21 protein-coding genes, 1 rRNA gene and 1 pseudogene are annotated in these 24,845 nt (G+C 42.2%); 9 read left to right on the top strand and 14 right to left on the bottom strand.

What is annotated here, in order from left to right; all coding sequences use genetic code 11:
* Together rrf and NPE20_RS24360 are read left to right on the top strand one after the other, a co-directional pair.
* Positions 1–108 (top strand): 5S ribosomal RNA (gene rrf, locus NPE20_RS24355); the annotation flags it as partial.
* A gap of 588 nt (positions 109–696) precedes the next feature.
* Positions 697–930 (top strand): hypothetical protein, encoded by a 234-nt coding sequence (locus NPE20_RS24360; protein WP_256541318.1) that lies wholly within the window; start codon positions 697–699, stop codon positions 928–930.
* Positions 931–1,302: 372 nt separating this feature from the next.
* Here NPE20_RS24360 and NPE20_RS24365 read toward each other — a convergent pair whose 3' ends face one another.
* From NPE20_RS24365 to NPE20_RS24380, 4 genes are read right to left on the bottom strand one after another with little or no spacing between them, the layout of a single operon-like run.
* Entirely contained in the window at positions 1,303–2,883 is a 1,581-nt protein-coding gene (locus NPE20_RS24365) for a hypothetical protein (RefSeq protein WP_256541319.1), read from the bottom strand.
* Positions 2,883–4,730 (bottom strand): glycosyltransferase, encoded by a 1,848-nt coding sequence (locus NPE20_RS24370; RefSeq protein ID WP_256541320.1) that lies wholly within the window; start codon positions 4,728–4,730, stop codon positions 2,883–2,885. The genes NPE20_RS24365 and NPE20_RS24370 overlap by 1 nt, the downstream gene beginning before the upstream one ends.
* Before the next feature lie 45 nt (positions 4,731–4,775).
* Entirely contained in the window at positions 4,776–6,869 is a 2,094-nt protein-coding gene (locus tag NPE20_RS24375; protein ID WP_256541321.1) for a cellulose biosynthesis cyclic di-GMP-binding regulatory protein BcsB, read from the bottom strand.
* 12 nt (positions 6,870–6,881) lie between these two features.
* Positions 6,882–8,234 carry a sensor histidine kinase gene (locus NPE20_RS24380; protein WP_256541322.1) on the bottom strand — a complete coding sequence of 451 codons (1,353 nt, stop codon included), beginning with the start codon at positions 8,232–8,234 and terminating at the stop codon, positions 6,882–6,884.
* 127 nt (positions 8,235–8,361) lie between these two features.
* On the opposite strand from NPE20_RS24380, the gene NPE20_RS24385 reads away from it, so the two are divergent.
* Genes NPE20_RS24385 through NPE20_RS24395 form a run of 3 tightly spaced genes read left to right on the top strand, consistent with a single transcriptional unit; the run spans position 8,362 to position 10,187 of the window.
* The gene (locus NPE20_RS24385; protein ID WP_256541323.1) at positions 8,362–8,877 is read left to right on the top strand and encodes a glycoside hydrolase family 5 protein; all 516 of its coding nucleotides are present in this window, start codon (positions 8,362–8,364) and stop codon (positions 8,875–8,877) included.
* 30 nt (positions 8,878–8,907) lie between these two features.
* On the top strand, positions 8,908–9,165 hold the full coding sequence (locus NPE20_RS24390; RefSeq protein ID WP_256541324.1) for a hypothetical protein: 258 nt from the start codon (positions 8,908–8,910) through the stop codon (positions 9,163–9,165).
* A gap of 41 nt (positions 9,166–9,206) precedes the next feature.
* Complete coding sequence (locus NPE20_RS24395) at positions 9,207–10,187, top strand: acyl-ACP desaturase (protein WP_256541325.1); 981 nt, start codon at positions 9,207–9,209, stop codon at positions 10,185–10,187.
* A 97-nt stretch (positions 10,188–10,284) separates the two neighbouring features.
* On the opposite strand, the gene NPE20_RS24400 is transcribed toward NPE20_RS24395, so the two are convergent.
* Both NPE20_RS24400 and NPE20_RS24405 read right to left on the bottom strand, forming a co-directional pair.
* Positions 10,285–11,898, bottom strand: coding sequence for a mechanosensitive ion channel family protein (locus NPE20_RS24400; protein WP_256541326.1), 1,614 nt, complete (start codon positions 11,896–11,898; stop codon positions 10,285–10,287).
* A 42-nt stretch (positions 11,899–11,940) separates the two neighbouring features.
* Entirely contained in the window at positions 11,941–12,267 is a 327-nt protein-coding gene (locus NPE20_RS24405; RefSeq protein WP_256541327.1) for a hypothetical protein, read from the bottom strand.
* 119 nt (positions 12,268–12,386) lie between these two features.
* Between NPE20_RS24405 and NPE20_RS24410 the strand changes: the two genes are divergently transcribed.
* Positions 12,387–13,406 carry an aldo/keto reductase gene (locus NPE20_RS24410; RefSeq protein ID WP_256541328.1) on the top strand — a complete coding sequence of 340 codons (1,020 nt, stop codon included), beginning with the start codon at positions 12,387–12,389 and terminating at the stop codon, positions 13,404–13,406.
* 334 nt (positions 13,407–13,740) lie between these two features.
* On the opposite strand, the pseudogene NPE20_RS24415 reads toward NPE20_RS24410, so the two are convergent.
* From NPE20_RS24415 to NPE20_RS24430, 4 genes and pseudogenes are all read right to left on the bottom strand, one after another.
* Positions 13,741–14,394: pseudogene (locus NPE20_RS24415) on the bottom strand (phosphatidylserine decarboxylase family protein); the annotation flags it as partial.
* Positions 14,395–14,420: 26 nt separating this feature from the next.
* Positions 14,421–15,263: a phosphatidate cytidylyltransferase gene (locus tag NPE20_RS24420; protein ID WP_256541329.1), complete on the bottom strand. Its 843-nt coding sequence runs from the start codon at positions 15,261–15,263 to the stop codon at positions 14,421–14,423.
* Complete coding sequence (locus NPE20_RS24425; protein ID WP_256541330.1) at positions 15,260–15,472, bottom strand: putative signal transducing protein; 213 nt, start codon at positions 15,470–15,472, stop codon at positions 15,260–15,262. Before NPE20_RS24425 ends, NPE20_RS24420 begins: the two co-directional genes overlap by 4 nt.
* Positions 15,453–16,397, bottom strand: a complete 945-nt coding sequence (locus NPE20_RS24430) for a CPBP family intramembrane glutamic endopeptidase (RefSeq protein ID WP_256541331.1) — start codon at positions 16,395–16,397, stop codon at positions 15,453–15,455. Before NPE20_RS24430 ends, NPE20_RS24425 begins: the two co-directional genes overlap by 20 nt.
* A gap of 42 nt (positions 16,398–16,439) precedes the next feature.
* Here NPE20_RS24430 and dusB point away from each other — a divergent pair, with 42 nt between their 5' ends.
* Both dusB and apaG read left to right on the top strand, forming a co-directional pair.
* On the top strand, positions 16,440–17,432 hold the full coding sequence (gene dusB / locus NPE20_RS24435; RefSeq protein ID WP_256541332.1) for a tRNA dihydrouridine synthase DusB: 993 nt from the start codon (positions 16,440–16,442) through the stop codon (positions 17,430–17,432).
* A 47-nt stretch (positions 17,433–17,479) separates the two neighbouring features.
* Positions 17,480–17,866: a Co2+/Mg2+ efflux facilitator ApaG/CorD gene (gene apaG, locus NPE20_RS24440; protein ID WP_256541333.1), complete on the top strand. Its 387-nt coding sequence runs from the start codon at positions 17,480–17,482 to the stop codon at positions 17,864–17,866.
* A 280-nt stretch (positions 17,867–18,146) separates the two neighbouring features.
* On the opposite strand, the gene NPE20_RS24445 is transcribed toward apaG, so the two are convergent.
* Positions 18,147–18,971, bottom strand: coding sequence for an ion transporter (locus tag NPE20_RS24445; protein ID WP_256541334.1), 825 nt, complete (start codon positions 18,969–18,971; stop codon positions 18,147–18,149).
* A gap of 299 nt (positions 18,972–19,270) precedes the next feature.
* Positions 19,271–19,987 (bottom strand): zinc metallopeptidase, encoded by a 717-nt coding sequence (locus NPE20_RS24450; RefSeq protein WP_256541335.1) that lies wholly within the window; start codon positions 19,985–19,987, stop codon positions 19,271–19,273.
* A 95-nt stretch (positions 19,988–20,082) separates the two neighbouring features.
* On the opposite strand from NPE20_RS24450, the gene NPE20_RS24455 reads away from it, so the two are divergent.
* The gene (locus tag NPE20_RS24455) at positions 20,083–21,225 is read left to right on the top strand and encodes an NAD(P)/FAD-dependent oxidoreductase (protein ID WP_256541336.1); all 1,143 of its coding nucleotides are present in this window, start codon (positions 20,083–20,085) and stop codon (positions 21,223–21,225) included.
* Positions 21,226–21,331: 106 nt separating this feature from the next.
* On the opposite strand, the gene NPE20_RS24460 is transcribed toward NPE20_RS24455, so the two are convergent.
* Together NPE20_RS24460 and recQ are read right to left on the bottom strand one after the other, a co-directional pair.
* Complete coding sequence (locus NPE20_RS24460; protein WP_256541337.1) at positions 21,332–22,666, bottom strand: UDP-N-acetylmuramoyl-tripeptide--D-alanyl-D-alanine ligase; 1,335 nt, start codon at positions 22,664–22,666, stop codon at positions 21,332–21,334.
* A 19-nt stretch (positions 22,667–22,685) separates the two neighbouring features.
* Positions 22,686–24,830, bottom strand: coding sequence for a DNA helicase RecQ (gene recQ / locus NPE20_RS24465; RefSeq protein WP_256541338.1), 2,145 nt, complete (start codon positions 24,828–24,830; stop codon positions 22,686–22,688).
* Positions 24,831–24,845 lie beyond the last annotated feature (15 nt).

Here is a 24,845-nt window from a genome sequence, read left to right on the forward strand (position 1 = left end):
GTGCCTATATCGGCGGTGTCCACCTCTTCCCATTCCGAACAGAGAAGTTAAGCCCGCCAGAGCCGATGGTACTGCAGTAAAATGTGGGAGAGTAGGTCGGTGCCCAATCTTAAAGTTAAACCCTTCGTCCAAAAGACGAGGGGTTTCTTTGTTTAATAGCTTTTTGTCCGTAAGACGGAAAGTCCGCAAGTCCGCAAGACGGAACGGATGATCACAGCACTTCTTTCGGACTTAACTGACTCCCCGTCTTTCAGACTATCCCCCTCAAGCGTTCACGTTCACGACCGTGAACAATAGTTAATTTTCACTAATACTTTATAGTCAGGTAGTTGTGTTTTTGCATACTGACAAAATACCGCCACCACTTCTATCATTTACAGCTTTTATATTTGTGCGGCGAGTGTATGATTGGGTTGTGCTTTTACGAACGATAGCCTGCTCGCCGCCGCAGAGGCTCCTTCTTTTCTCTTGATAGAAAAGAAGCAAAAGATCAAGACAAAAAAATCCTTCCCCGCACAGGCCTTTACCCATCGGCCCCGGTTTTTTGTCAGCCCCGCGCTCTTCGGTAGGGTTAGCGTTATATTCGCTACACAGACTGAAACAAGTACAACAAGAAATTTCAAACTTCCACCCCGTCTATTTTCAACAAAACAGAACTAAACTTTAATCGGTGTGTTGTTTTAGAAAACATATACCATGAAAAACCCATTTAAAAAACACGATAGCAGTAATAAGTTAGTAGCAGGTTTGGCGCTCGGGGCAATTTTTGCAGGGGCCATTGTATACCTCTATATTAAACGCAAAGCAGACATAGACACAGCTGCAACCGAGCTTAAAGACCGTGCTAAAGATTATCTGAAGGAAAAAAGGAAACAAGCTAAAAAAGCGAAAACGGATGTGAGCGAACTGGCGGATATTATTCATAACTAATCACTTCCTCTGCCTGCCGCGTGTGCAGTAATAAAATTGTTATTTCGAATGAGCCGGGAGGGGTTGTGCAATAGGGCGAAGAGAAATCTTTTACACTTTGCATCCCGACATGCAAAGCGGTCTTGTTTATTGTAAAAGGTTTCTCCTCGTACCTCGTTCGAAATGACAGGGTGGGGAGAAGCTCTGACGTCCGTCGCCCCGTCCGCTAACCCCAATTCCTCGGACGGGCATTCTCTAAACCCGATAGCAGCGTATACCGGCCAAGTACGGGCCCGGTATGGCAGCCGCTCCTAAGGCCTGCAGGCGTATGAGCGGATAGTGGGGCTACCGTATCCTATGAAATACTGGTGTTGATTTACTAAAAACTACCCTTTACAACGTATTGCCGCTTCGATTGGTGATTACCCGATAAACTATCCAGTCGTCGGTTACAAATACCTTGCGGAAGTTTACATTGGGAATGGTACGCTTAACGCTAAAAATGTATTTTTCATTAAGCTGCGTGTAACCTGATACTATGTTTTTGGCGGTTGCCACCACTATATAATCCACATACTTATCGGGCGTCTCCAAAGCACTCAGGAAGTTGCTTTCGTAGGGCATTATAACGGGTTTTATATCCTTTGTAAAGGCTACTATATTGTAAGCAATGGCATCGTCTAGCAGCACGTGTGAATTTGTTGGCAGGCTGTTTAGATAATTGGCCACGTCTACATTGTTTGCCTGGGTGCTGTCTGGCTGGCGGTTAAAAAATGCGTTTGTAAAGTTTTGCTCTTCGGCTATGGATGATGTTCTTAAATAGTACCAGCCAAAATACAGCTGCACCAATACGGTTAGCAGGAGCAGTATTTTAAAACTCTTGTGGTTTTTGACGGTATGGGCTTTAAAAATTACACATAAATAGGCCAGTATTAAAAAGATCATGTAATACTGATAAGCCAAAAATACTTTATCGTATTTAATGTGCAGGAACTCGATAAATGCGAAAGGGATAAGTATGGTTAATACCTGGTAGGTGCTCTCCCTAAAAAGGTATATGGCAATAAGTATCATGGGGCAAAACAGTACCACACGTGCCGATAGCAGGATAGAGGTTTCGGGTATTCTGTAATTAGTGTTGGTGGTTAACTGGTCGAAGCTCAGTTTATCTATCAATACGTTCCATGTAGCATAGGGGCTTTCGGCAAAGTAATTAAGATCATTCGCGTGGGTAAGGTTAAGCAGCTTGTAACATAACACGGCTGCCAGGGGAAGACTGAACAAAATGATGTACAGCGCGAATGTTTTATTGATGAGCTTACGCCTTAAGGATGGACTATTGAAACTTATGAACAATCTGAAAATTGATTCCTGCTCGCCCAGGTTTAAGCTGTTTATGGTGATAGCTAATACCAGCGGGATAAAGAAAAGGGTAAGCCAAATGAACTTATAATCGCAAAATATTAATATGACCAGGCATAAACTGGCGATAGATACGTGGAAGGTTGTGTTTGACCGGTAAAACTTAAACAAATTAAGAAAGAACAGGAAGAAAAAGATAAGTATAAGATAGATGCTTTTACCAGATGCCGCGGTGTAAATTATACCCGGATGGAACAGAAACAGGATAAGTAAGAGCCAGATGTACCCCTCGTCGGGAAGGCGTTTGGCTACTGTTGAAGCTATTATGTAGAATAGCACGCCAGTACCTACGGCCGATGCCAATACCGGAGCCAGTGTAGTGCTGAATATATTAAATATAAAAGTAGCATAGAATGGCAGTATCGGCGATGTTAGGCCCATTACTTTTAAGCGGTTACCCAACCCTTCAAAAACTATTTTAGATTTTTCGATGTAAAATAACGACTCGTGGTTGTAATACCCCAGGTGGTTTAAATATATGCCGCACACCAGGTAATAAATAACCAATATAAAGGCAAGTATTGATAAGAATATGGTACCCGTTAGCTTCATTATTTTACAATGTTTGTTGGGCTGTTAACTTTACTTAAACCATGGTTAGTTTTTTCCCAGTAAAAAGGTTTTACTATTAACTGATATAAACCTTTATAAGCGGCTACAGAGTGCATTAGCCAGTATATGGGGTTTGCAATGGCAAACAATATTAACTCGTAATAACGCCTTTTAAACACCGCTATCATGTTTATATATATCATGAGGATGTTGCCCACCATAAGGTTAAATATAGACATGAACAGCACCCAATCCGGAAACAGGGTGCGGATGCCGGAAAGATCAAACACAACGTAGCAAATAAAGAAGGTGAGCAGCAGCGGATATACCAGGAAGGTAACCGGCGTTGCCCCAATAAAGAAGTTAAAACCCAGGAAACCTTTCCAGCCAATTTCTTTCCACAGGGCAACCGGGTTGCGCATGTGTACCAGGTAGGTTTGCATATAGCCCTTTATCCAACGGCTGCGCTGGCGTACCCAGTTAAAGGGTTCGTTGTTAGCCTCTTCGTATGTAGTGGAGTTGATGATAGCGATCTTATAACCCTTTGCATAAGCACGAACACCAAGGTCGGCATCTTCGGTTACATTGAACGGATCCCATGCGCCAAGCTCAATCAGTTCTTCCAGTTTAAAGTGGTTGCTTGTACCACCCAAGGGGATGGGAATATCCAATGTATCCAGCCCCGGAAGCATGTAATCAAACCAATAGGAGTATTCGAGGGTGAACATCCTGGTCAAAAAGTTCTCGTTACGATTAAAGTAGTTTAGTGCGCTTTGTACACAAATGTATTCTTCGGGCAGCTTACCAAACAAGGATACTACTTTTTTAAGCTGATCGGTATCTGGGATATCCTCTGCATCGTAAATGGTTAGGTACTTGCCGCGGGCAAAGTGCAGGCCGTAGTTACATGCTTTTGGTTTGGTTTTAGGCATGTGAAAAGGCACTACTATCACCTCAAATATGGCAGGGAAATCAAGATTTTTTACCGCGTTGAAGGTTTTGTCGTCATCTTCTTCTATCAACAGTTTAATATCCAGTTTATGGCGTGGATAATCTATCGACTGCAGGTTCCATATCAGCTTTTTTATCAGCTTATCTTCTTTATATACCGGTAATAATATGGTGTAAATGGGCAGGTCATCATCATAAACCTGTTTCAGATCGTCTTTGGTAACGGCCTGGTACAGCTCAAATCTGGAACCTACAAGCGCTAAAAATAGCTTGAATATAATAGCCACCAAAAAGAACGAACTAATGATAACGTTGATGATAATGGATGTGTTTTTAAAGCTTAGGATGAGGCCTATGGTAACTATGCCTATCAACACAAAAATGAATATCAGCTGAGCGGTTGAGAAGGTAACCACCGCCGAGCTATCGGGGTCGCGCTTCATTAATTCAAACACTGCCGATTTAATGTATTTATCGCCCAAAAGCTTATTGCTAAGCCAGGTGATATCCATATCGGATGCTATGATTATCTGTGGTTCAAGGTCATAGGTGAACCGGATAAAATCTATAAACAGCGCATCATCCGGCGAAGCCATTAAACACACCACTTTATTGTTTTCTATCCGTAGCGGCATGGCTAAGCGCTCGTGTGCAAAGCTAAGGTCTATCTTGCTTAAAACCTGTGGGTCATAAGCCTCCTCGCGGGGGGCCTCATGAATATGATAACCGGCGTTAAGTATAGATCTGTCGTAATTTTTACGTGAGATATACCCTAAAGTGAGCGCTATCTTAATGAAGGATAAACCAGATGCCACTGAATGTTTTTCAATTGCATCGCGTTCACCTGCTGTGATAAACCCATCATTAGTCAACAATTCAGGAATTGATATACTCATGAAAAAATTACTATATAATTTAAATTTAGCGCCCCGCCCGGAATCTTAGTCATTAAACAGGTCCTGCGATTTTTGAACCCTTGAACGTATGTAAAGGAATGACAAAAGAATAAGCACCAGTATACCTAATAAGATGTACAGGTTATAACTATCCCAGAAACGGGTAAGCGCGCTCTTCGTGTCAATATACTCCAGGTTCTCGCTTGATTTATTTATATTAAACAGGTACTTGTTGTTGTTAACATCAGATATACAAACGTTGCTGCTTAACGTTGAAAGCTGCTCGGTAATTGATTTTGATGCAGCCAGGAAAGCTTCAGATAAGTGCTGGCCCGTTGCGGTTAATACCAATGTCGCGTTGTTGCTTCGCCCATAGAAGATCTGCGCCAAACCATTTGAGGTGGTATCAGACAGGGAATATACAATTGTGTTATTATCGGTATTGTACAGCCTGAAGTCCCGGTCGAATTTGATAGGGGCATCGGGGAACTCGTTTCGTTTAAGCAATGGATCATCCTTAGCCAACAGTGCTATTATATTATTTTTCTTTAATTCTGACGGGTTAGCGATAATATCATCAGAGTACATAAACTCCGGGAAATTATTTGCGTTGATGTTATTATTCAGCTCATAAATAATTTCGCCCATGGCGCCGGCGGCATATTTGGCAAATTTCTTTGATACCACAATACGTGTTGTGCCGCTGTTAAACGCTTCGGGGTATTGGTAAAAGCTCAGATCGCTTGTAATGAACGGGTTTTTTGATTCCAGGTATGATTTGTCAACATCAATTTCGGCAAAAAAGTTGATGAAGCTGTTTTTACAGTTACCGTTATTAGGATAAAACCTAAACTCGGCCTCCAGTGTGTTGTATTTGTGGTGCTGATACCTGTTAATGGTAACCGATGTGTTTAATTTGCCGGATGCATCCAGTTTTTCGCTGCTTAGCAATAAACCATTCAGGTAAATGTTAAAGAAACCACGGTCGCCGGGGTTTAAGGCGCTGTAGTTAGCAACTATACGTATCTCTACTTCTTTAGGGGTAAAGCTAAAATCGCTGTTCTTAAAGTTAAACGCGCTTTTTAACGAACCTATACCCGATAAAAAATCGCTGGCACCGCCAATTTGCTTTAACGATAGCTTAGAGCGGTTCTCGTCGGTAGTTTTAAAGAAAGTGTTTTGCGCTTTATTTACCAGCAGGTAATCGCCAAATGTTGAATTTAGCACATTCATATTACCTAACGTGGTAATACTTTTTTCGTAACCGGCGTCATCGCCACCGGTTACAAATAAGATCTCGGTAGGGATAACTTGTTGCGATACCGTTTTAACCGGGGTAAACTTGCCATTTACATCTACCATGCGGGTAACAGTGTCAACTACGGTAGTAAGGGACTTATGCAGATATAATAAACCCTGGTTGGTTTGCGGACTAACCTTTACAAGGGAGCGTTTATCATCACGAAGGGTTGGCATAGCACCAACTATAATGTAGTTACGTACACTATCAGGTAGTTTGCCTATTTCAAATACGCCAATGTTTTTTGTTTGGGTCTTTTTTAACCGCGCGTACGCCCATGCAACTGCCTTAAGGTCATGTAAAGATGGATTTGAGTTGTATACAATAGCTGTTTTAGAATCGAAACAGTTACTGATGTTTATATTATTGAAAAAGTTTTTATTGCTTTTTACTAATGATAAGTAAGAGTAGTTCTTGATTTTTAACCACATAGCCGGGTTATCCAGATCGCGGCAGGGATCATCTGTTATGGTCAACAGCGTCTTAAGCGTTATCTTAAGGTAATTATCGGCAGATACATCGGCCTTTGTAAGGGTTAAGGTTATTTTTTGAATAGAGTCTTTTGTTAAACGGGCGCTGTATACCGGTTTCGAACCAACAAATAAATTGATGTATGACTTATCACGGATCAAAGCCTGTGATGGTTCAAAGTAAATAACCAGTTTACTGCCGGTTACTTCATACTGTGGTGTGATCTTAAAATAAAAGGATGTGGCACCGCTCATACCAAATATGGGTTCGTCATCATTATGTCCCATGGCTTTGAATGACACAATAGTTTGGGCGAACGAAGCTGTACTAAGTAATATAAAGGTTAGTAAGGTTAAAAGTCTCTTCATCAGGTATAGGTGTTAGTTTATTACGTAAAATTCTACTCTAAAATAATTTCCGTTATCGTCACTGCGGTAACTTAGTTCGCCGCCAAGTTCTTTTGTCATTAGCTTAGCAATTGAAAGGCCCAGGCCAAGCTTGCTTTCTATAGTGCCCGATGCATCATTAAGCGTTTTTAGTTTATTGAACATCATATCCAGCTCTTCCTGCCCAATGGCAACGCCCTCGTCAATAATTTCGAAAACAAATTTTTGGCGCTGCAGGCTGGTAACAATTTTTATATTGTTGTTGGTTTGCGAAAACTTTATAGAGTTTGATAGCAGGTTTTGAAACACCTGGCCAACAAAAACCTTATCCAGTTTTACGTTAAGGGGTAATTTTAGAATATTATCAATCAGATGGATGTTCTTCATCTGGGCGGTTTCTATCAGGCCTTTGTATACGTGTATAACCTCGGTGTTAATATCAAAGATCTCCATATTGAATTTCATCTCAGGCGATTCCAGCTCTTTAACATCCATTAACTTATTAAGCATATACTGCATCTTCTCTGCCGATTCTGCAATGTAGCCGGTATACTCCTTTTGATCGGCGCTTAGGCGGTAATCTTCTTCCCTAAGCATGTTATTGCTCATTACAATAGAGCCAATAAGGTTTTTAAGATCGTGGCCGGCAATATTTATAAAGCTGTTCTTTTGGTCGTCCAGCTTGCGCAGCTGTTCATACTGCCTGTCTATAATATTATTTTTCTCGTTAATATCGTGGTTTTGCTCTTTAAGCTGCTCGTTAGATTTTTCGATCAGTATTTGTGAGCGTACATCGCGGGCAATAACCTTGTAACGGGCGTTAGGTATTAAGCATGATATAAACGCGATAATGAAAAACATTTGCCCCCCATTGTTGATAACCAGGTCTAAAGAGTAATCGTTCACGTTCAAAACAGTATAAAATACAGCAAGCAGCAATAAGGCTATTAAGGTTTGTATAATAGAATGAATGGGCTCCCAAAAAACCTGTAGATTGAAAAACAATATGATGACGGCAAAAATTAAATAGTAGGTAGTTTCCTGCTGTATGTTAACTATATTACATAATATGGCCGATGTTACCGAGAGCAGAAAAAAGGTTATGTGCAGCAGGGTACGGTAATTATATTTTTTGGCTTGAAAAAACGCATTTAACCCATAAATGATCATCACTGTAATGATCCTTATGATAAAAAACTGCAGCCAAATACTGTTAGCAAATATAAAATCAACAATACTGAATAGAGGATATAGAAATATAATTGTCCAGATTATGTTATTAGTTTGATACCATGCTTTTTTTGATATCTCTCTTTTATATTCTTCCTTTGAAATTTGAACAAACATTTTGTATCCTTAAATTATAATATAAGATCGGCTCTTAACAAATATTAAGATATTGGAAAACACAGCTCTCAAAAATACATTTCCGAAACTGTTAACATCCCTGCTTATTATAACATTAATTATAATTATGCAACCTGCTAATGCAAAAAGCAATCCAATACCCTTAACCCAAAGGCAAGCGGCATTTAACCGGGCAAAAAGCCTGAATAATGGAATTAGCATATCGTGGTTGGAACAAACCTGGAACAAGGATATTTTGAGTATAAAACCGATAAATAATACCGATTTTGAGTTAATTAAAAGGTTAGGTTTTAAGAGCGTGAGGCTCCCGGTTGCTTTTGCATACTTCGAAACTAATAAAATTACGGTTGAGAAAGTATTTACTCATATCGATGAAGTTTTGGAACAATGTAATACATATGGTTTAAAGCTAATTATTGATTATCACTACGGGAACCTGAACGATACTAACTATTTAACTGAAACGCCAAAGATTATTAACCAATGGCTTAAATTAACTAAGAGGTATATACGGGAAAGCCCGGAAAAGGTTTTCTTTGAATTATATAACGAGCCTCCCCACATGAATCCCAAAGTGTGGAAAGATGCTGCGTATAACATTGTAACCTCATTAGAAAAATAGATAAGAAAAGAACAATCGGTACATGATAAATTGCAAATTGTTAAAAACTGGGCGGCTAAATATGATGTTCTTATATTATGCGGCGAGTATGGCGTATATAATAAATATGCCGATGCAGATAGCCGTTGCCGCTATATAAAATCGGTGCGTGAAAATTTAAAGGCCATGGGTATACCCGGAATAATGTGGGATTATAATACCAATTTTTCTATATTTAATGGCCCGCCGTCAATTAATACCCTGTCTGGTTGTATGAAACAGGCGATTGATTATACCGGCGCGAAATAATATTGACATTAATTATTAACTTTGCTCACTAATAAGGTACTATGAAATTTTTCGAAGAAAAACGCAAAGAGGTAATGGGGCATATTGAAAAGTTCATGCTGGAGAAGATGAACGAATATTTGAAACCCATTGATACAATATGGCAGCCATCAGATTTTTTGCCTGATGCTTCAAGAGATACGTTTTTTAGCGAAATAAAAGAAATGCAGGAAAGCGCCCGAGGGTTATCATATGACCTTGTTGCTGTACTTATAGGTGATACCATCACCGAAGAAGCATTGCCTACCTACGAATCGTGGTTAACTATGGTTGAAGGCGTATCTGATAATGAAGAAGGCGGCTGGATGAAATGGACACGCCACTGGACCGCAGAAGAAAACCGCCACGGCGATCTGCTAAATAAATATTTATACCTATCGGGCCGTGTTAATATGCGCGCCATGGAGGTATCTACCCAATACTTAATTGCCGATGGCTTTGATATAGGTACCGGCCACGACCCATACCGTAACTTTATATACACATCTTTCCAGGAACTGGCTACAAACGTATCTCACCGCAGGGTGGCATCACAGGCTAAAAAAGATGGCGATACATTGTTATCTAAAATGTGCGGCGTAATTGCCGGCGATGAAGCACGCCACGCGAAAGCTTACAAATACTTTATCGAAAAAATATTTGAGGTTGATCCGAATGAGGCTATGTTAGCTTTTGAGGATATGATGCGTAAAAAAATTGTTATGCCGGCGCATTTCCTGCGCGAGGTTGGTTTGAAGATAGGCCAAACCTTCGGTCACTTTACCGATGCCGCAGAACGCCTGGGTATTTATACTGCTATTGATTACGTAGATATATTAAAGGAACTGATTGAAGACTGGCACATTGAAAGCGTTATCGACTTAAAAGAAGATGGCGAAAAAGCCCGTGATTACATCATGAACCTTCCAAACCGTTTAATACGCGTTGCCGAACGTATGAAAAACCCAATGCTGGAATATAAATTCAGCTGGATTTACGGATAAGTGTAAAATATATTATATGAAGCCCTCTTTGTTTTTTACAAGGGGGGCTTTTTGTTTACTGCCCCCTGCAATCGCTAGGCCTCAGCCAACGGGCTACCTACTCCGCCTTATTCACATTAAACCCCGGGCTTTTATATCCCTCGGGTTTATAATCATCGGGGATCTGAATGCCATTGCCATCGCGTATCGATGTGAAGTGCGGCGACATAATTTCAACACCGGCCTCATTAAATTTATCCTGTATGTTTTTATGCAGCTCTGAATAAATAAGGGCCATCTTTTTCGGCATATCTGTATAGGCGTTTATCTGGTAACCCACGTTAAAATCATTCAACTCGGTTTGTAACACAAAGGGTTTTGGCTCGGGTTGTATGCCTTCGGTTGCCAAAGCGGCATCAATAAGTAAGCGGTGTATGGTTTGCCAGGGCATGTCATAGCCTATGGTTATTGTACTGTGCAAGATCAACCCAAGTGTTTTAGCAGACGAGGTATAGTTAACCGCATGGCCGCTTAATATAGATGAGTTGGGAATAGTGATGTCCTCGTTCTTAATGGTTCTTACACGGGTTATCAATAAGTTTTTTTCAATAACGTCGCCGGTAACTTCGCCCAGCCTTACCCGGTCGCCCACTTTAAAGGGGCGCATATAGGTAAGCACAATGCCCGCCACCATGTTTGATATAGCCGATGAAGACCCAAACGAGAACAGCACCCCTAAAAACACCGTCACTCCCTGAAAAACCTTGGTTTGCGAACCCGGCAGATAAGGGAATATCACCACAAACATAAACGCGTAAAGTATCACCCTTATAATGTTATAGGTAGGGATGGCCCAGTCGGGATAAAAATTTCTGATGGTAAACGCCCCATTCTTTATTTCGGTCGCTATAAAGCCAATAAACTTTACAATGTAACGGGTAACAACATAAATAACCAGTACAGTAAGCAAATTGGGGATATACCTTAAAAACGCCAGTGCAATACTTTTTAGCGGATTAATAACATACCCCAATAACTGCGTGGCAATGGGTTTAGTCCACGGGAAAATATAGAACAGAACCGGTAACGAAAGGTATACGAGTAGTATAATCACTACAAACTTTACAACACGCAGCAATGTGTTTATGAAGGGGAGTAACCGGTTCACATAATTGGCCGGCGCCCCTTTTTGTGCAAGGGCATCAACGCGCCGGGTCCAGCTGTTAACTATTCTCGACCCTATCCAGGCAAAGGCACGGTTAACCAGCCATATTAAAAAGATGAGTAAGGCAAATACCAAAATGGCTTCGCCCACCTGTATCGCCAGTTCTTTTAGGTTATAAGTTTCGGTAGCGGTTTTAAGGCGCTGCTTTAACAGGGTGTAGTAGTTATCGGCAAGTGCCTTGCGGCTTAACTCAGAAAACTTACTATCCTGTTCGTTAACAGCAAATACAATTTCTGATTTATAGGTGATGACGGATAGTGCGCTGTCATGCGTTAGCTTTAACGAATCGGCAACAAAATCTAAGCGTTGTATCAGTCCGTTAATGCGCTTGGTTACTATCTGGGCGCGTTCGGTAGGGGTAAATAAACCCTGAGCAGTATAAAATTTAAATAGCGTATCCTTATTAATAATAACCGGGTATCCTGGTGTAGCAGCAACAGGCTTTTGCGCTTTAACCGGGCTTATGGCTATGAAGAGACATAGAAGCAACGTATAAAATTTAGGCATAGCAGGTTTTTTATGCTAAAGCTAAAAATTATATTTAAGTATTTAACCCTCTTGCAGCAGGTCGGTGCCCTGCCCGCCTGATATATCATCAAACAGGCTGTTCAGAATAGATTCAACGGTAATGGAGTTAATGTCATCTACATAATGCTCGTTGCGGGTTATCCAAAGCTGATCGTCCTGCACGGTAATAGTAAATAAAATGCCTTCATACAACTTAGGGTAGCTTATCTCGATGCCGGTGGGGGTATTAGCTATGTTAAAGCTGATATCGCTTTGCCTTTGCTTTTGAAAGATAGGGTTCAGCCTGTCTTGCAAGTGATTAAAAAGCTGATCAATATTAACTGGTTTATGCAGGGTGATGATCTTCATGATAGTATGTTTGATATATTTACAATTGGCTTGCAGCTATTGTTTACAAAGCATTTTTATTTGAGCTTTTAAAACAGGAATTTTGTCTGCAACGTTCATCTAAAAAAACTACTACTACCATGAATTATAAATTATTAGGCCGATCAGGATTAAAGGTATCCGAACTTTGTTTAGGCACAATGGGTTTTGGAACCGAGGGCGGCTGGGGTGCCGATGCTGCCACCAGCTTCGAGATCATGGATGCCTACGCTAATGAGGGCGGCAATTTCCTGGATACCGCCAATATATACAAACTGGGCACCAGCGAAAAGATCATTGGCGATTATATAGCCAACCACGACCGCGATTACTTTGTGCTGGCCACCAAATACAGCTTAAAGGATAATATGACCAATCCCAATGCAAGCGGCAACAACCGCAAAAACATGATGCGGAGCGTGGAGGATAGCCTGAAGCGTTTAAAAACAGATTTTATAGATGTACTGTATCTGCACATTTGGGATGATATTACCCCGATTGACGAGGTGCTGCGCGCTATGGATGACCTGATAAAACAAGGGAAAATAACCTACGCCGCCATCAGCGACACGCCTGCCTGGGTGGTAGCCAAAGGTAACACCCTTGCCGAACTAATGGGCTGGAGCCAGTTTATAGCCCTACAGGTAGAATACAGCCTGCTGGCGCGCACCGCCGAGCGCGAACTGATCCCCATGGCTAAACACTTCGGAATGACGGTTACCCCATGGGCGCCATTGGCAGGCGGTGCATTAACGGGGAAATATCTAAAGGGCGACAAAGGCCGCATAAAACCCGATAGCAAACGCCTGGATGCGCGCAGCGAAAATATTACCAAAGTAGTAATGGAAGTTGCGCAGGAACTTGGCGTATCTGAAAGCCACGTTGCATTGCAGTGGACAATGAGCAAAGGTTTTAGCTGCATCCCAATTGTTGGCGCTACCAAAGTTGACCAGTTGAAAGATAACCTGAAAACAATAGATGTGATATTAAGCCCGGCCCACATCCAAAAGCTTGACGATGCCAGCAAAATAGAATTGGGCTTCCCCGGCGATTTCTTTAACGAGGATGCAGTGAAAAACAATTCGTTTGGTGGGTTTTATGATAGGGTAGAGAAGAGATAGGGGCACATTATCGAGCATAAAAAAGCCCCTGCGCAATTGCATAGGGGCTTTTTCTATTTTGATTAAACTATTTTTTCTCGCTTTTCTTAACCGTTTTTGGTTTTGCTGCTGTAGTTGATTTTGTTGCGGTGGTTGGTTTTGGCTTGGCAGCGGCAACCGGTTTCTTAGCAGGAGTTGCTTTACCTTCCGGCTTTTCAACAGCTTGCTCTTTCTCCAGGTCGTGCTCAATAACTAATGTTGGTTCGCCATGCTCATCAGATAGTGGCTTTTCAACATCGGGGATATGTGTTTCAACCACATCCGAAGTTTCAGATGGCAACGTTACGTTATTTAACAAATCGGCTAATACCGTGCGACCGCCTTTTACTACCTGGTTAAGTTCTACATTAATTTTGGTGCCTAACGGAAGGAAAATATCCACCCTCGATCCAAATTTAATAAAGCCAAATTGCTGGCCTTGTTCAACCACATCACCCTCTTTAACATACCATACAATACGGCGGGCAAGCGCCCCCGCTATCTGGCGGAATAATATCTGGGTGCCTTCGCTGTTTTCGGTTACAACCGTAGTGCGCTCGTTTTCGGTTGATGATTTTGGGTGCCATGCCACCAGGTATTTACCCGGGTGATATTTAAAATATTTAATAACGCCGCTGATAGGGTTACGGTTTACGTGCACATTAACCGGCGACATAAATACCGATAACTGTATGCGCCTGTCTTTAAAAAATTCTGTTTCTTCCGTTTCTTCAATTACCACTACTTTGCCATCTGCAGGGCAAAGCACCTGCGATTCTTCCGGGGTAATATGTAAAACAGGGCTGCGAAAAAACTGTACAATAGTTGCAAGCAGTAAAAACGACAGGATGTAAACTATCCATTTTACAGTGTGGGCATCGGGAAAATAAAAGGAGATCAACGCGTTCAATACAAATATGAACAGCACTGTTAAGGCAAGTGATGTATATCCTTCTTTATGAAAAGTCATATATAGGGTAATAAGTTTCTACAAAATTAAGCATTTACAACGAAGTATAAGTAAGTATATACAATAGGGGCGGCAAGTAATAACCCATCAAACCTATCCAGTAAACCACCGTGGCCGGGTAATATACTGCCGGAGTCCTTCACATTTATGCTGCGTTTAAACATAGATTCTACCAGGTCGCCCAGTGTGCCGAAGCAAGAAATCAATATCCCAACACTCATCCATTGTTTCCAATCCAGCTCGGGGAAATATAAACTGATGATATAACCTACGCCCGCGCTGATCACTACACCGCCAATAAAACCTTCCCATGTTTTTTTTGGCGAATGGCGTTCAAAAAGCTTGGTGCGGCCAATAGTAAGGCCTACCAGGTAGGCGCCGGTATCGTTAGCCCATAGCATTAATAAAAACGCCATCGGGATATGAAAGTTAAAACCCTGGTTGTTAATATAGGCCAGCGCGTGAAAAAAGCTGAAAGGTATGATCACAAAAGCCATCCCTACCAATGTATAGGCAATATTGGCAAACGGCGCCACCGAGATCTTGAATAACTCCCGTACAAAAACAAGGCTAACACTCAAAACAAACAAAAACAACAATAAATAAGCTAATTGATGCCCGTTTAAGGCAGGCAGGGCAAACATATCCGAATAATTAAGCAGTGCCGCGCCGCTGAAAAGTAACGCGCCGCTTAGTATCCCAACGGGAACATTTGGGGTTGCTGTGTCTTTTTTAATTAGGGAATAAAACTCATACAAGCAAAAGCAGCTAAGTACTAAATAAAAGCCGGCGAATACCTGGTAACCCAGTAAAAACGACCCCAGCATCACTATTGTAAAAAAAAAGCCCGTTATGGCGCGTGTCTTCATAAGTTAATTTGGTTCAGTATCATTATTTCGATAGCACGGCCAAAGTTTTCCTGGTGGATATATACTTCAATATCGCCAAAAGCCTGGTGTGATGATGCCTGCCGGTTAAGCACTACGGCATCTATCTGGTACCCGGTAAGTACCTGTTTCACAATCTCTGACTCATAAAAGTTTGACGAAGTGTAAATCTTAACCCAGTTCTTCTCCATTTAATACAGGGCCCCGCTCTTTGCCCAATGCTACCTTTTTGTAAACTATCAGCAAAATTATAATAATTATCAGGCTAAATATATACTGCCACCAACTAAATACATCCGTGGCATCGGGGTTTAGCTTAATGTGCTTTTTTTGATATAGATAGGTTGCTACTACAGCCGTGCCATTATTTAAAAAATGCCCCCAAACCGCCGGCCATATACTGCCGCTATAAGCAACAAAATAACCAAACAGTGCACCAAGCAGTAGGCGGGGTAAAAAGCCATAAAATTCCATATGGAAAGCACTGAAAAGGGCGGCTGTTATCCAAATGGCCGCATGTATATTCTTAGTTAACCGGGCCATAATGGTTTGTAAGCCACCACGAAACATAAACTCCTCGGCAACGGCGGTTAAAAAGCCAATCAGTATCAGGTTTTTAATACAATCCCAAAGGGTATTCATTTTCAATATGGCCATAGTAACCCGGCGGGCGCTTTCTTCGCTCTCCTTCATCCATCTTTCCAGTCCGCTTAACCATTTTGGTAAAACCAATTGCTGGTTTACATTGCTCAAAACCTCTATTAATGGCGATGATACCAACATCACAAAAAAGGCGACAACAAATAACACCCACGGGAAACGGAATGATGGTTTAATATATTCCTGCGGATCTTTCACTACCCAATAAGCAAAAATAATGGGCGCTAAAAAAATAGGGAGGGTGGTGGTTATTATCTGTAAAATATATAAGGCGGGGATACTTTGCGGGTTCGTAAAGTTTAAATGGGCAATATCCATTATCAGGCCAAAGCCATAAATTAAGCCAACCGCTATAATCCCTAATATGTTAAATGCAGTAAATACCCCTATAAATATCAGTATAAAAAGTAGGAGTTGCTTCCCCGGGGGCATTTGACTTACAGCGCTTTTCGTCATATAGCTTAAATTTTGTATTTTTGCAGCGCTTAAATATAAGCCATGTCTGTACAAATAGGAAATATTGATTTAGGGGAGTTCCCGCTGCTGCTGGCACCGATGGAAGACGTGAGCGATCCGCCTTTCCGTTACGTGTGTAAGCAAAACGGTGCGGATATGATGTACACGGAGTTTATTTCCTCCGAAGGACTGATACGTGATGCCGCTAAAAGCCGCCAAAAACTCGACATATTTGAATACGAGCGCCCCATAGGGATCCAGATCTTTGGTAGTGATATCGACCACATGCGCGAAGCAACCGAGATAGCCTCATTAGCAGGCCCGGACCTGATGGATATCAATTACGGCTGCCCCGTTAAGCAGGTTGCCTGCCGTGGTGCCGGTGCAAGCCTGTTGCAGGATATTGATAAAATGGTTGCCATGACCAAAGCGGTTGTACAGGCTACTCATTTACCCGTTACTGTAAAAACCCGCCTTGGCTGGGATGATAATACAAAAAATGTTTACGAAGTTGCCGAACGCCTGCAGGATGTAGGTATAAAGGCGCTAACTATACACGGCCGCACCCGGTCGCAAATGTATAAAGGTGTTGCCGATTGGACCCTGATAAGCGAGATTAAAAAGAACCCGCGTATACAGATCCCAATTTTTGGTAACGGTGATATCGATTCGCCTGAGAAAGCGGCCAACTGGCGTATGGAGTATGGCGTTGATGGGATGATGATTGGCCGTGCCGCTATTGGTTACCCATGGATCTTCCGCGAGGTTAAACATTTCTTTAAAACGGGCGAATATTTGGATAAACCCACCATTGCCGAGCGCATTGAGGTTTGCAAAACCCACCTCGAAAAATCGATGGAATGGAAAGGCCCGCGTACCGGTATTTTTGAAATGCGCCGCCATTACAGCAACTACTTTAAAGGCGTGCCCGACTTTAAAGAATATCGCATGAAACTGGTAACGGCCGGTACTGTAGAAGAGATTATGGATATATTAGGCGAAGTTGACAAAAAATATGCTTTTGAAATGGCGTAATATTTGTTTGTAAAATATATATTTGAATATAAACAGACAATAAAGCGATGGCTACTACCATAACTGAAGGTGTTAAGGTTTCAGTTGAAACAATTTACCAACCCGAATATTCTAACCCAATGAATGATCATTTTATGTTCGCATATAAAGTGAGCATTGAAAATATGGGTAATTATGCCGTACGTTTGGTAAGCCGGCACTGGTATATTTTTGACTCAAACGGCGCCAAGCGCGAAGTAGAAGGTGAAGGAGTTGTGGGCCTGCAGCCAGTAATTGAACCGGGTAATTCGCACGAATATGTAAGCGGTTGCAATCTTAAAACCGATATGGGCAGCATGAAAGGCGAATACCAAATGGAACGCCTGCTGGATAATTCAGTATTCAATGTACAGATCCCCGAATTTTATTTAATAGCGCCATACAGGCTTAATTAAATTAGAATCAAGATCCAGGATATAGGCCTCGACAGAAATGTTGGGGCTTTTTTGTTTAGGTGGACATAAGTAAAAAGGCTGCCCTAAGGCAGCCTTTTCTAAACAACAATCAAACTAAAGATTATCCGCCTTTAAAGAAGCTGGCCGGCTGTCTTACGGAGGCATATGCAATACGTTGTACTGCAAAATCAATAGAACGATTAATGCCAGTACGCAGGCCTTAGCCCTAACGCTACATGTAAATGTTATTTATTTTGATTTAAATGCACATTTCGGGCTTTTATAAAAGCGCCGATCCGCAAAATTTGCAGAATGTAGCATCGCTGTCATGCCCTTCGCGGCCACAGGTTGGGCAGGCTTCGGGCAGTTCTTTTTTCTGGCGGGCAGCTATTGCCAGGTCATGGGTTAAAATACCCGTTGGGACCGCTATAATAGCGTAACCTATCAGCATTACTATCGAAGCTACAAACTTGCCCATTGGGGTAACGGGCGATATATCCCCATAACCTACTGTAGTAATGGTAACAATTGCCCAGTAAATACTTTCGGGGATATTGGAAAATCCGTTCTCGCGCTTCTCTACCAAATACATAACAGAACCCAGGATAATCGTAAGCGATAAAACAGTGAGCAGGAATATACTGATCTTGCGAAGGCTACCCTTCAAGGCAACGGTTAAAAAATTTATCTCGGTTAAAAAACGGCTCAGCTTAAAGATCCGGAAAACCCGCAGCAGTCTCAGCGCCCTAAACACCAATAACGATTGTGCGCCGATAAAGAAAATGCTGAGATAGGATGGAATCAGCGCTATCAGGTCAATTATCCCCAACGGACTAAATATATAACCGGTAGGCTGCCTGATGCTAATGAGTCGTAAAATATATTCTACGGTGAAGAGTATGGTGTACCCCCATTCAACGTATTTTAAAAGCTGCCCGTGTTGTTGATGAATGCTTTCCACACTATCCAGCATCACTACAATAATGCTGGTAAAAATGGCTATCAGCAGGGCTACATCAAATGCTTTTCCAGCACGGGTGTTTGATTCATAAATGATCTCGTGCAGCCTGGAACGCCAGCCTTTATCAGTTTCGGTTGATGCCATGATTAACACACAACACTAAAATTTACACTTTGTGTGAATGCGCAGGCTTTCAGCAGAAGGGATATAAAAAAGGCCACCCGTGGGCAGCCTTTAACAGTTAAACTAAAAAAATCACTCAATACAGAAGGAGTTGCACACCCTTATCTTTTATAGATTGATTGCGAGGGTTTTGAAACCCATTACATATACATTACGGCCAATCAGTTTAAAGTGCTACAACCCATAAAAAAATCGCCCCAATTATTTTGAGGCGATTTAATATTTGTTTGATTGTTGTTTTAAGAGCTTGCTTTAGCAACTTAGTTCCTCCTGTTAAACAGGAATGAGGCGTAGTATACCAGCGTAGCCAATGCACTTAAAGCGGCAACAACGTAGGTCATGGCGGCCCACCAAAGGGCGTCTTTTGCCTGCTCGTGTTCCTGGCGGGTTTGCATAATGGTATAGTTGTTATCCAACCACGCTAAAGCGCGCTGGCTGGCATCAAACTCAACCGGGAGGGTAATAAAGCTAAACAGGGTAACCAATGCCAAAGCAGCAACACCAATTGCCAGTACATACGGGTTATGCGTAAAAAATAACAGCATAATGCCAATCATCAGCGTCCACTGGGTTAGCGTTGATGCCACATTTACCACAGGTACCATTGCCGAACGGAAGGTTAACCAGCTATAAGCTTTTGCATGCTGTACCGCATGGCCACACTCGTGGGCGGCAACAGCAGCGGCCGCAATACTGCGGCTGTGATAAACATCCGGACTAAGGTTAACTGTTTTATCTGCAGGGTTGTAGTGGTCAGTTAATTGACCTTCAACAGAAATTACCCTTACGTCATATATGCCATTATCTTTCAGCATGCGCTCGGCCACATCTTTGCCGGATAAGCCGGATAACAAAGGCATTTCTGAATATTGCTTGAACTTACTTTTAAAACGCCATTGCACAATAAAGCTCACCAGTGCTATCACTATCATGAGCAGCAAGGCTGAATTATAGGATACGAATAATAGGTTTATCATTTTTCAATAGTTTTATATAAAGTCTATTTCAAAAAGCATTCCAGTTTAAGTTGAAAGTATAAAGTTCAAAGTCAAAAGCACTACATTTGAAATCTATGTCAGGCAATTTTTCATACTGGGAACATACCGCATTCATTGATAATGCCGATGTAATTATTATTGGCAGTGGCATTGTGGGCCTTAGCGCTGCCCTGCATTTAAAAACCCGGGAGCCAAATTTGAAGGTCCTGGTTTTAGAGCGCGGGTTTTTACCAAGCGGTGCCAGTACAAAAAACGCCGGTTTTGCCTGTTTTGGTACAGTTTCCGAACAATTAGAGGCACTTAAACATTCATCCGAGGAGGAGGTTGCACGCCTTGCCAATTACAAATGGCGTGGCTTGCAGCGCTTACGTCAAAACCTGGGCGATGAAAATATTGATTATTATCAGCATGGTGGCTACGAGTTATTTATGAAAGGCGAGGAAGCGGATGAGGAAGAGGCAATTGATAGTATTGAAAGATTAAATAAATTATTAAAACCGGCAATTGACGGGCATGACATTTATGCAGTTGCCAATGCTAAAATTGCAGGTTTCGGCTTTAATGGAATAAGCCGGATGATATACAACCCTTTTGAGGGACAGATACATACCGGTAAAATGATGCGTGCCTTACTCCATAAAGTTTACCAGAAAGATGTATTGGTTTTGAACGGGTGCGAGATAAATTCAATTCATAATGAAGGTGACCATATCCGTTTAACATCCCCGCAGGGAAATTTTAAAGCTGGTAAAGTTATAATGGCGACCAATGCTTTCGCTAAGCAATTGTATCCCCATTTGCAGGTTACCCCGGGCAGGGGACAAGTGTTGATTACTAAACCTGTGCCCGGTTTAAAGTTAAAAGGGACTTATCATTTTAACGAGGGTTATTACTACTTCCGTAATATTGATGGCCGGGTACTTTTTGGCGGTGGCCGTAACCTTGACTTTTCTGCCGAGAAAACCCCGGAGTTTGGCCACACCGATCTGGTAAAACAAAAATTGACCAATTACCTGCATAATATTATCCTGCCCGGGCAAAATACCGAAATTGATTATTGGTGGAGCGGTATCATGGGCTTTGGCGAAGAATTAAGCCCCATAGTAAAGCAAGTGGAGCCGAACATATTTTGCGCCGTGCGCTGCAATGGCATGGGCGTAGCTATGGGTAGTTTGGTAGGGGAAGAGGTTGCGGAATTGATGTTATCTTCCCAATAACCAATGTCATTTCGAACGAGGTACGAGGAGAAATCTTGTTCAAATTGCAAAGTCTACAACTATTCGAACAAGATTTCTCTCTATCGTTCGAAATGACAAGTTTTTTTTAAAACAACTCCACCAGCCGTTCCAGCGCCATGCCTCTGGACCCTTTTATGAGGATAGTAGCATTGGTGATAGGATTTGTTTTTAAGCCGATGATGGCATCTTCGGCGGTAAGGTAAAACGTGGTATTGATAAGATTGGTGTTCTGTACTTCCGATTGTTGGCTTGAAAAATCTTTACCAATAAAGATCCGCTCATCTACCTGGGCACTCATGGCTTTTTGAATAACCGAGGTGTGTTCTACAGCCGATTCTGCACCCATCTCAAACATATCGCCCAGTATCATTACTTTATGCGTGGCTTGTACTTTATCCATATTTTCAATGGCTACGAACATGCTGCTTGGGTTGGCATTATAAAAATCGCAAATAAGCGTATTGGTAGCCGTTTGCATGATCTGCGAGCGGTTGTTTTTTGGTTGATATCCCTCAATGCCCTGGTTTATCTCGTCACAATTCAACCCGAAAAAGCAACCGATACATATCGCCGCTAATATATTATCTAAATTATAAGAACCGGTTAACTGCGATTTTACATTGTATGACGAACTTTTTCTATCGTTCCACTTCAACGTAAGGAACGTCGAGTTATCCAGCAGCCTACCGCTAACCAAATTATCAGGGTTGGCGTTTTTGCCGTAGTAAACTACATTTTTTAAATCTCTTGCCTTTTGCATTTCCAACAGCGTAGCATCATCACTATTAACAAACGCTACCTTACTTTCCGATTGACGTAAATAATCATATAACTCTCCCTTCCCTTTCTTCACGCCCTCAATCCCGCCAAAACCCTCTAAATGGGCTTTGCCAACATTTGTAATGAGGCCGTGAGTGGGTTGGGCTATGCTGCAAAGCAGCGCAATTTCCTTTTGATGGTTGGCGCCCATTTCTATCACCGCCATTTGGTGCGAGCTATCGATAGTAAGGATAGTTAGTGGTACGCCTATATGGTTATTTAAATTGCCCTGTGTAGCCAACGTTTTAAAACGATGCGATAAAACGGCGTTGATCAATTCTTTAGTAGTGGTTTTGCCGTTGGTGCCGGTAAGCCCAATAACCGGGATGTTTAACTGTTGGCGGTGGTGCCTTGCCAGATCCTGCAATGCTGTCAATACATCGTCAACTAATAAAAACTTTTCGCCAAGCGCATATTCGGGGTTATCAATAACCGCGTATGCGGCCCCTGCTTCCACCGCTTTTTGGGCAAAGGTATTAGCATCAAACCTATCGCCCTTTAGTGCAAAGAACAAACTGTCCGGCGCTATTTTACGTGTATCTGTACTAATAACAGTATGATGCAGGAATAATTGATATAGTTGTTCGGTAGTAGTTTTCATGGTTAATCTGTAATCTAAATTACGCTTCTCTATTCATCCAGGCAATAACTGCTTTAATTTCGCCGTAGCTGTAGGCATCGCCCAAAACTTCTTTTAATGGCGCTAACATGGCGCTGCCGTAGCTTTCAACCGCGTCTTTAATAGCAGGGATCTTGCTTTCATTAACAAAATCATACACATCCAGTTCGCCGGTTTGTATAAAGCGACTTAAATGCCCTTCAATTGTTGTTGGCGATAAGCCGCGTTCATGCGCAATCTCCGTAACGCTTTTACCCTCTTTGTAAAGTAAATACGTAGCCTGGAAGGTATCTGATAATTTGCCCTTTTTGGGTTTAGCCGCTTTGCGCTCGCGCTTTACCGATTTTTGGGTTATGCGGGATGTTAATCCCTTCTCTTTACTATAACTGTTAATAACCGCTAAAAATTCGCGGCCATATTTAGCAAGTTTCACATCACCGAAACCCGAGATCAAGCGTAACTCATCCATTTTTTGCGGCAGGAAAGTGGCTATCTCTAATAGCGTTGCATCAGATAATATAATATAGGCCGGCAGGTTTTCGCCAATGGCAATTTCCTGGCGTTTTTTGCGCAGATCGGCCAATAACTCGGCTTCATAATTCTGCGTCTCGTGTTCCTGTTCATCGGTAACTTGTGATGCTATCAGTTCTACTTGCAGGTCGCCTCTTAAAACGGCTTCGCTTTTTTGGGTAAGCCTTAATGACGAGTAACCATCCTCGCTAACTTGCAAAAAGCCTTGTGCTATCAATTCGCGCAGGTAGCGTTGCCAGTCGGCTTTGCTAATGTCGGCACCGGCACCGTATGTTTTAAGCAGTTTATGATCTGCCCAGATCTTTTCACTTTTAGATCCGCGGAGGAAATCGATTAAATAAGTTGTTCCAAACCGTTCTTTTAAACGCGCCACTGCGGATAATGCTTTTTGCGCGATGAGTGTTCCGTCGAATTTTACAAATTCGCTCAGGCAAAAATCGCATGAGCCGCAATTGTCCGGGAAGGGCTCGTCAAAATAATGCATCAAAAATTGACGGCGGCAGGCATGCAGCTGGCAAAAGTTTACCATGTCGTCCAGCTTTTTCAGCATAATGGCACTCTGTTCCCTGTTGTTTTCTACCGTGGCAAAGCTGCGCAGCTTTATGGCATCCCCGGGCGAGTATAAAAGCAGGGCATCTGATGCCAAACCATCTCTGCCTGCGCGGCCGGTTTCCTGGTAGTAGCCCTCTATGTTTTTGGGCAAATCCATGTGCACTACATAGCGCACGTTGCTTTTATTTATCCCCATCCCAAAGGCAATGGTGGCTACAATTATTTTTATCTCATCCTTTAAAAAAGCCTCCTGGTTGCGGGCTTTAACCTCATTGTTTAAGCCTGCATGGTAAGCTTCGGCGGCATAACCTTCTTCTTTCAAATCGGCAGCCAGTGCCTCGGTTGATTTACGCGACAGGCAATAAATGATCCCCGAATCATCTTTACGGGCATCCAGGAAAGTTAAAAGCTGGTTAAAGCTGTTCTTTTTTGGGTTAACCCGATAGGTAATATTTTCGCGGTTAAAGGATGAAATAAACACTGCCGGTTGGTGCAGGTTCAGTTTATCCAGTATATCTTTTTGGGTAAGCTTATCGGCGGTAGCGGTAAGGGCTATCACCGGCACGTTGGGGAATTCGTTTTTTAAGCCGGCCAGCATCAGGTACTCCGGGCGGAAATCATGTCCCCATTGCGAAATACAGTGCGCTTCATCAATGGCTATTTGTACTACATTCAGCGTTTTTAGGAAGCCCATCATGCGGTTATCAGCACCAAATAAACGCTCAGGAGCGACATATAAAAGCCTTATTTCGCCATTTTTTAGCTGTATGGCAATATCTTTTTGCTCATCGGGGCTTTGGCTGGAGTTTAGGAACGCCGCGGGTATACCGGTTAGATTCAGGCTGTCTACCTGGTCCTTCATTAACGCGATAAGGGGCGATATAACAATAGTTAAGCCATCTAATAGCACGGCAGGCAGTTGATAACAAAGCGATTTGCCACCACCGGTAGGCATTAGCACCAAGGTGTCCTGTTTGTTTAAAACATTTGCTATAATGGCTTCCTGCGAAAGCCTGAACTGGTTGTATCCGAAATATTTTTGAAGGGCCTGTATAGGTGTCATGCGTTATATGCAAAT

This window comes from Mucilaginibacter aquariorum (assembly GCF_024498135.1).
Classification (GTDB): Bacteria; Bacteroidota; Bacteroidia; order Sphingobacteriales; family Sphingobacteriaceae; genus Mucilaginibacter; species Mucilaginibacter aquariorum.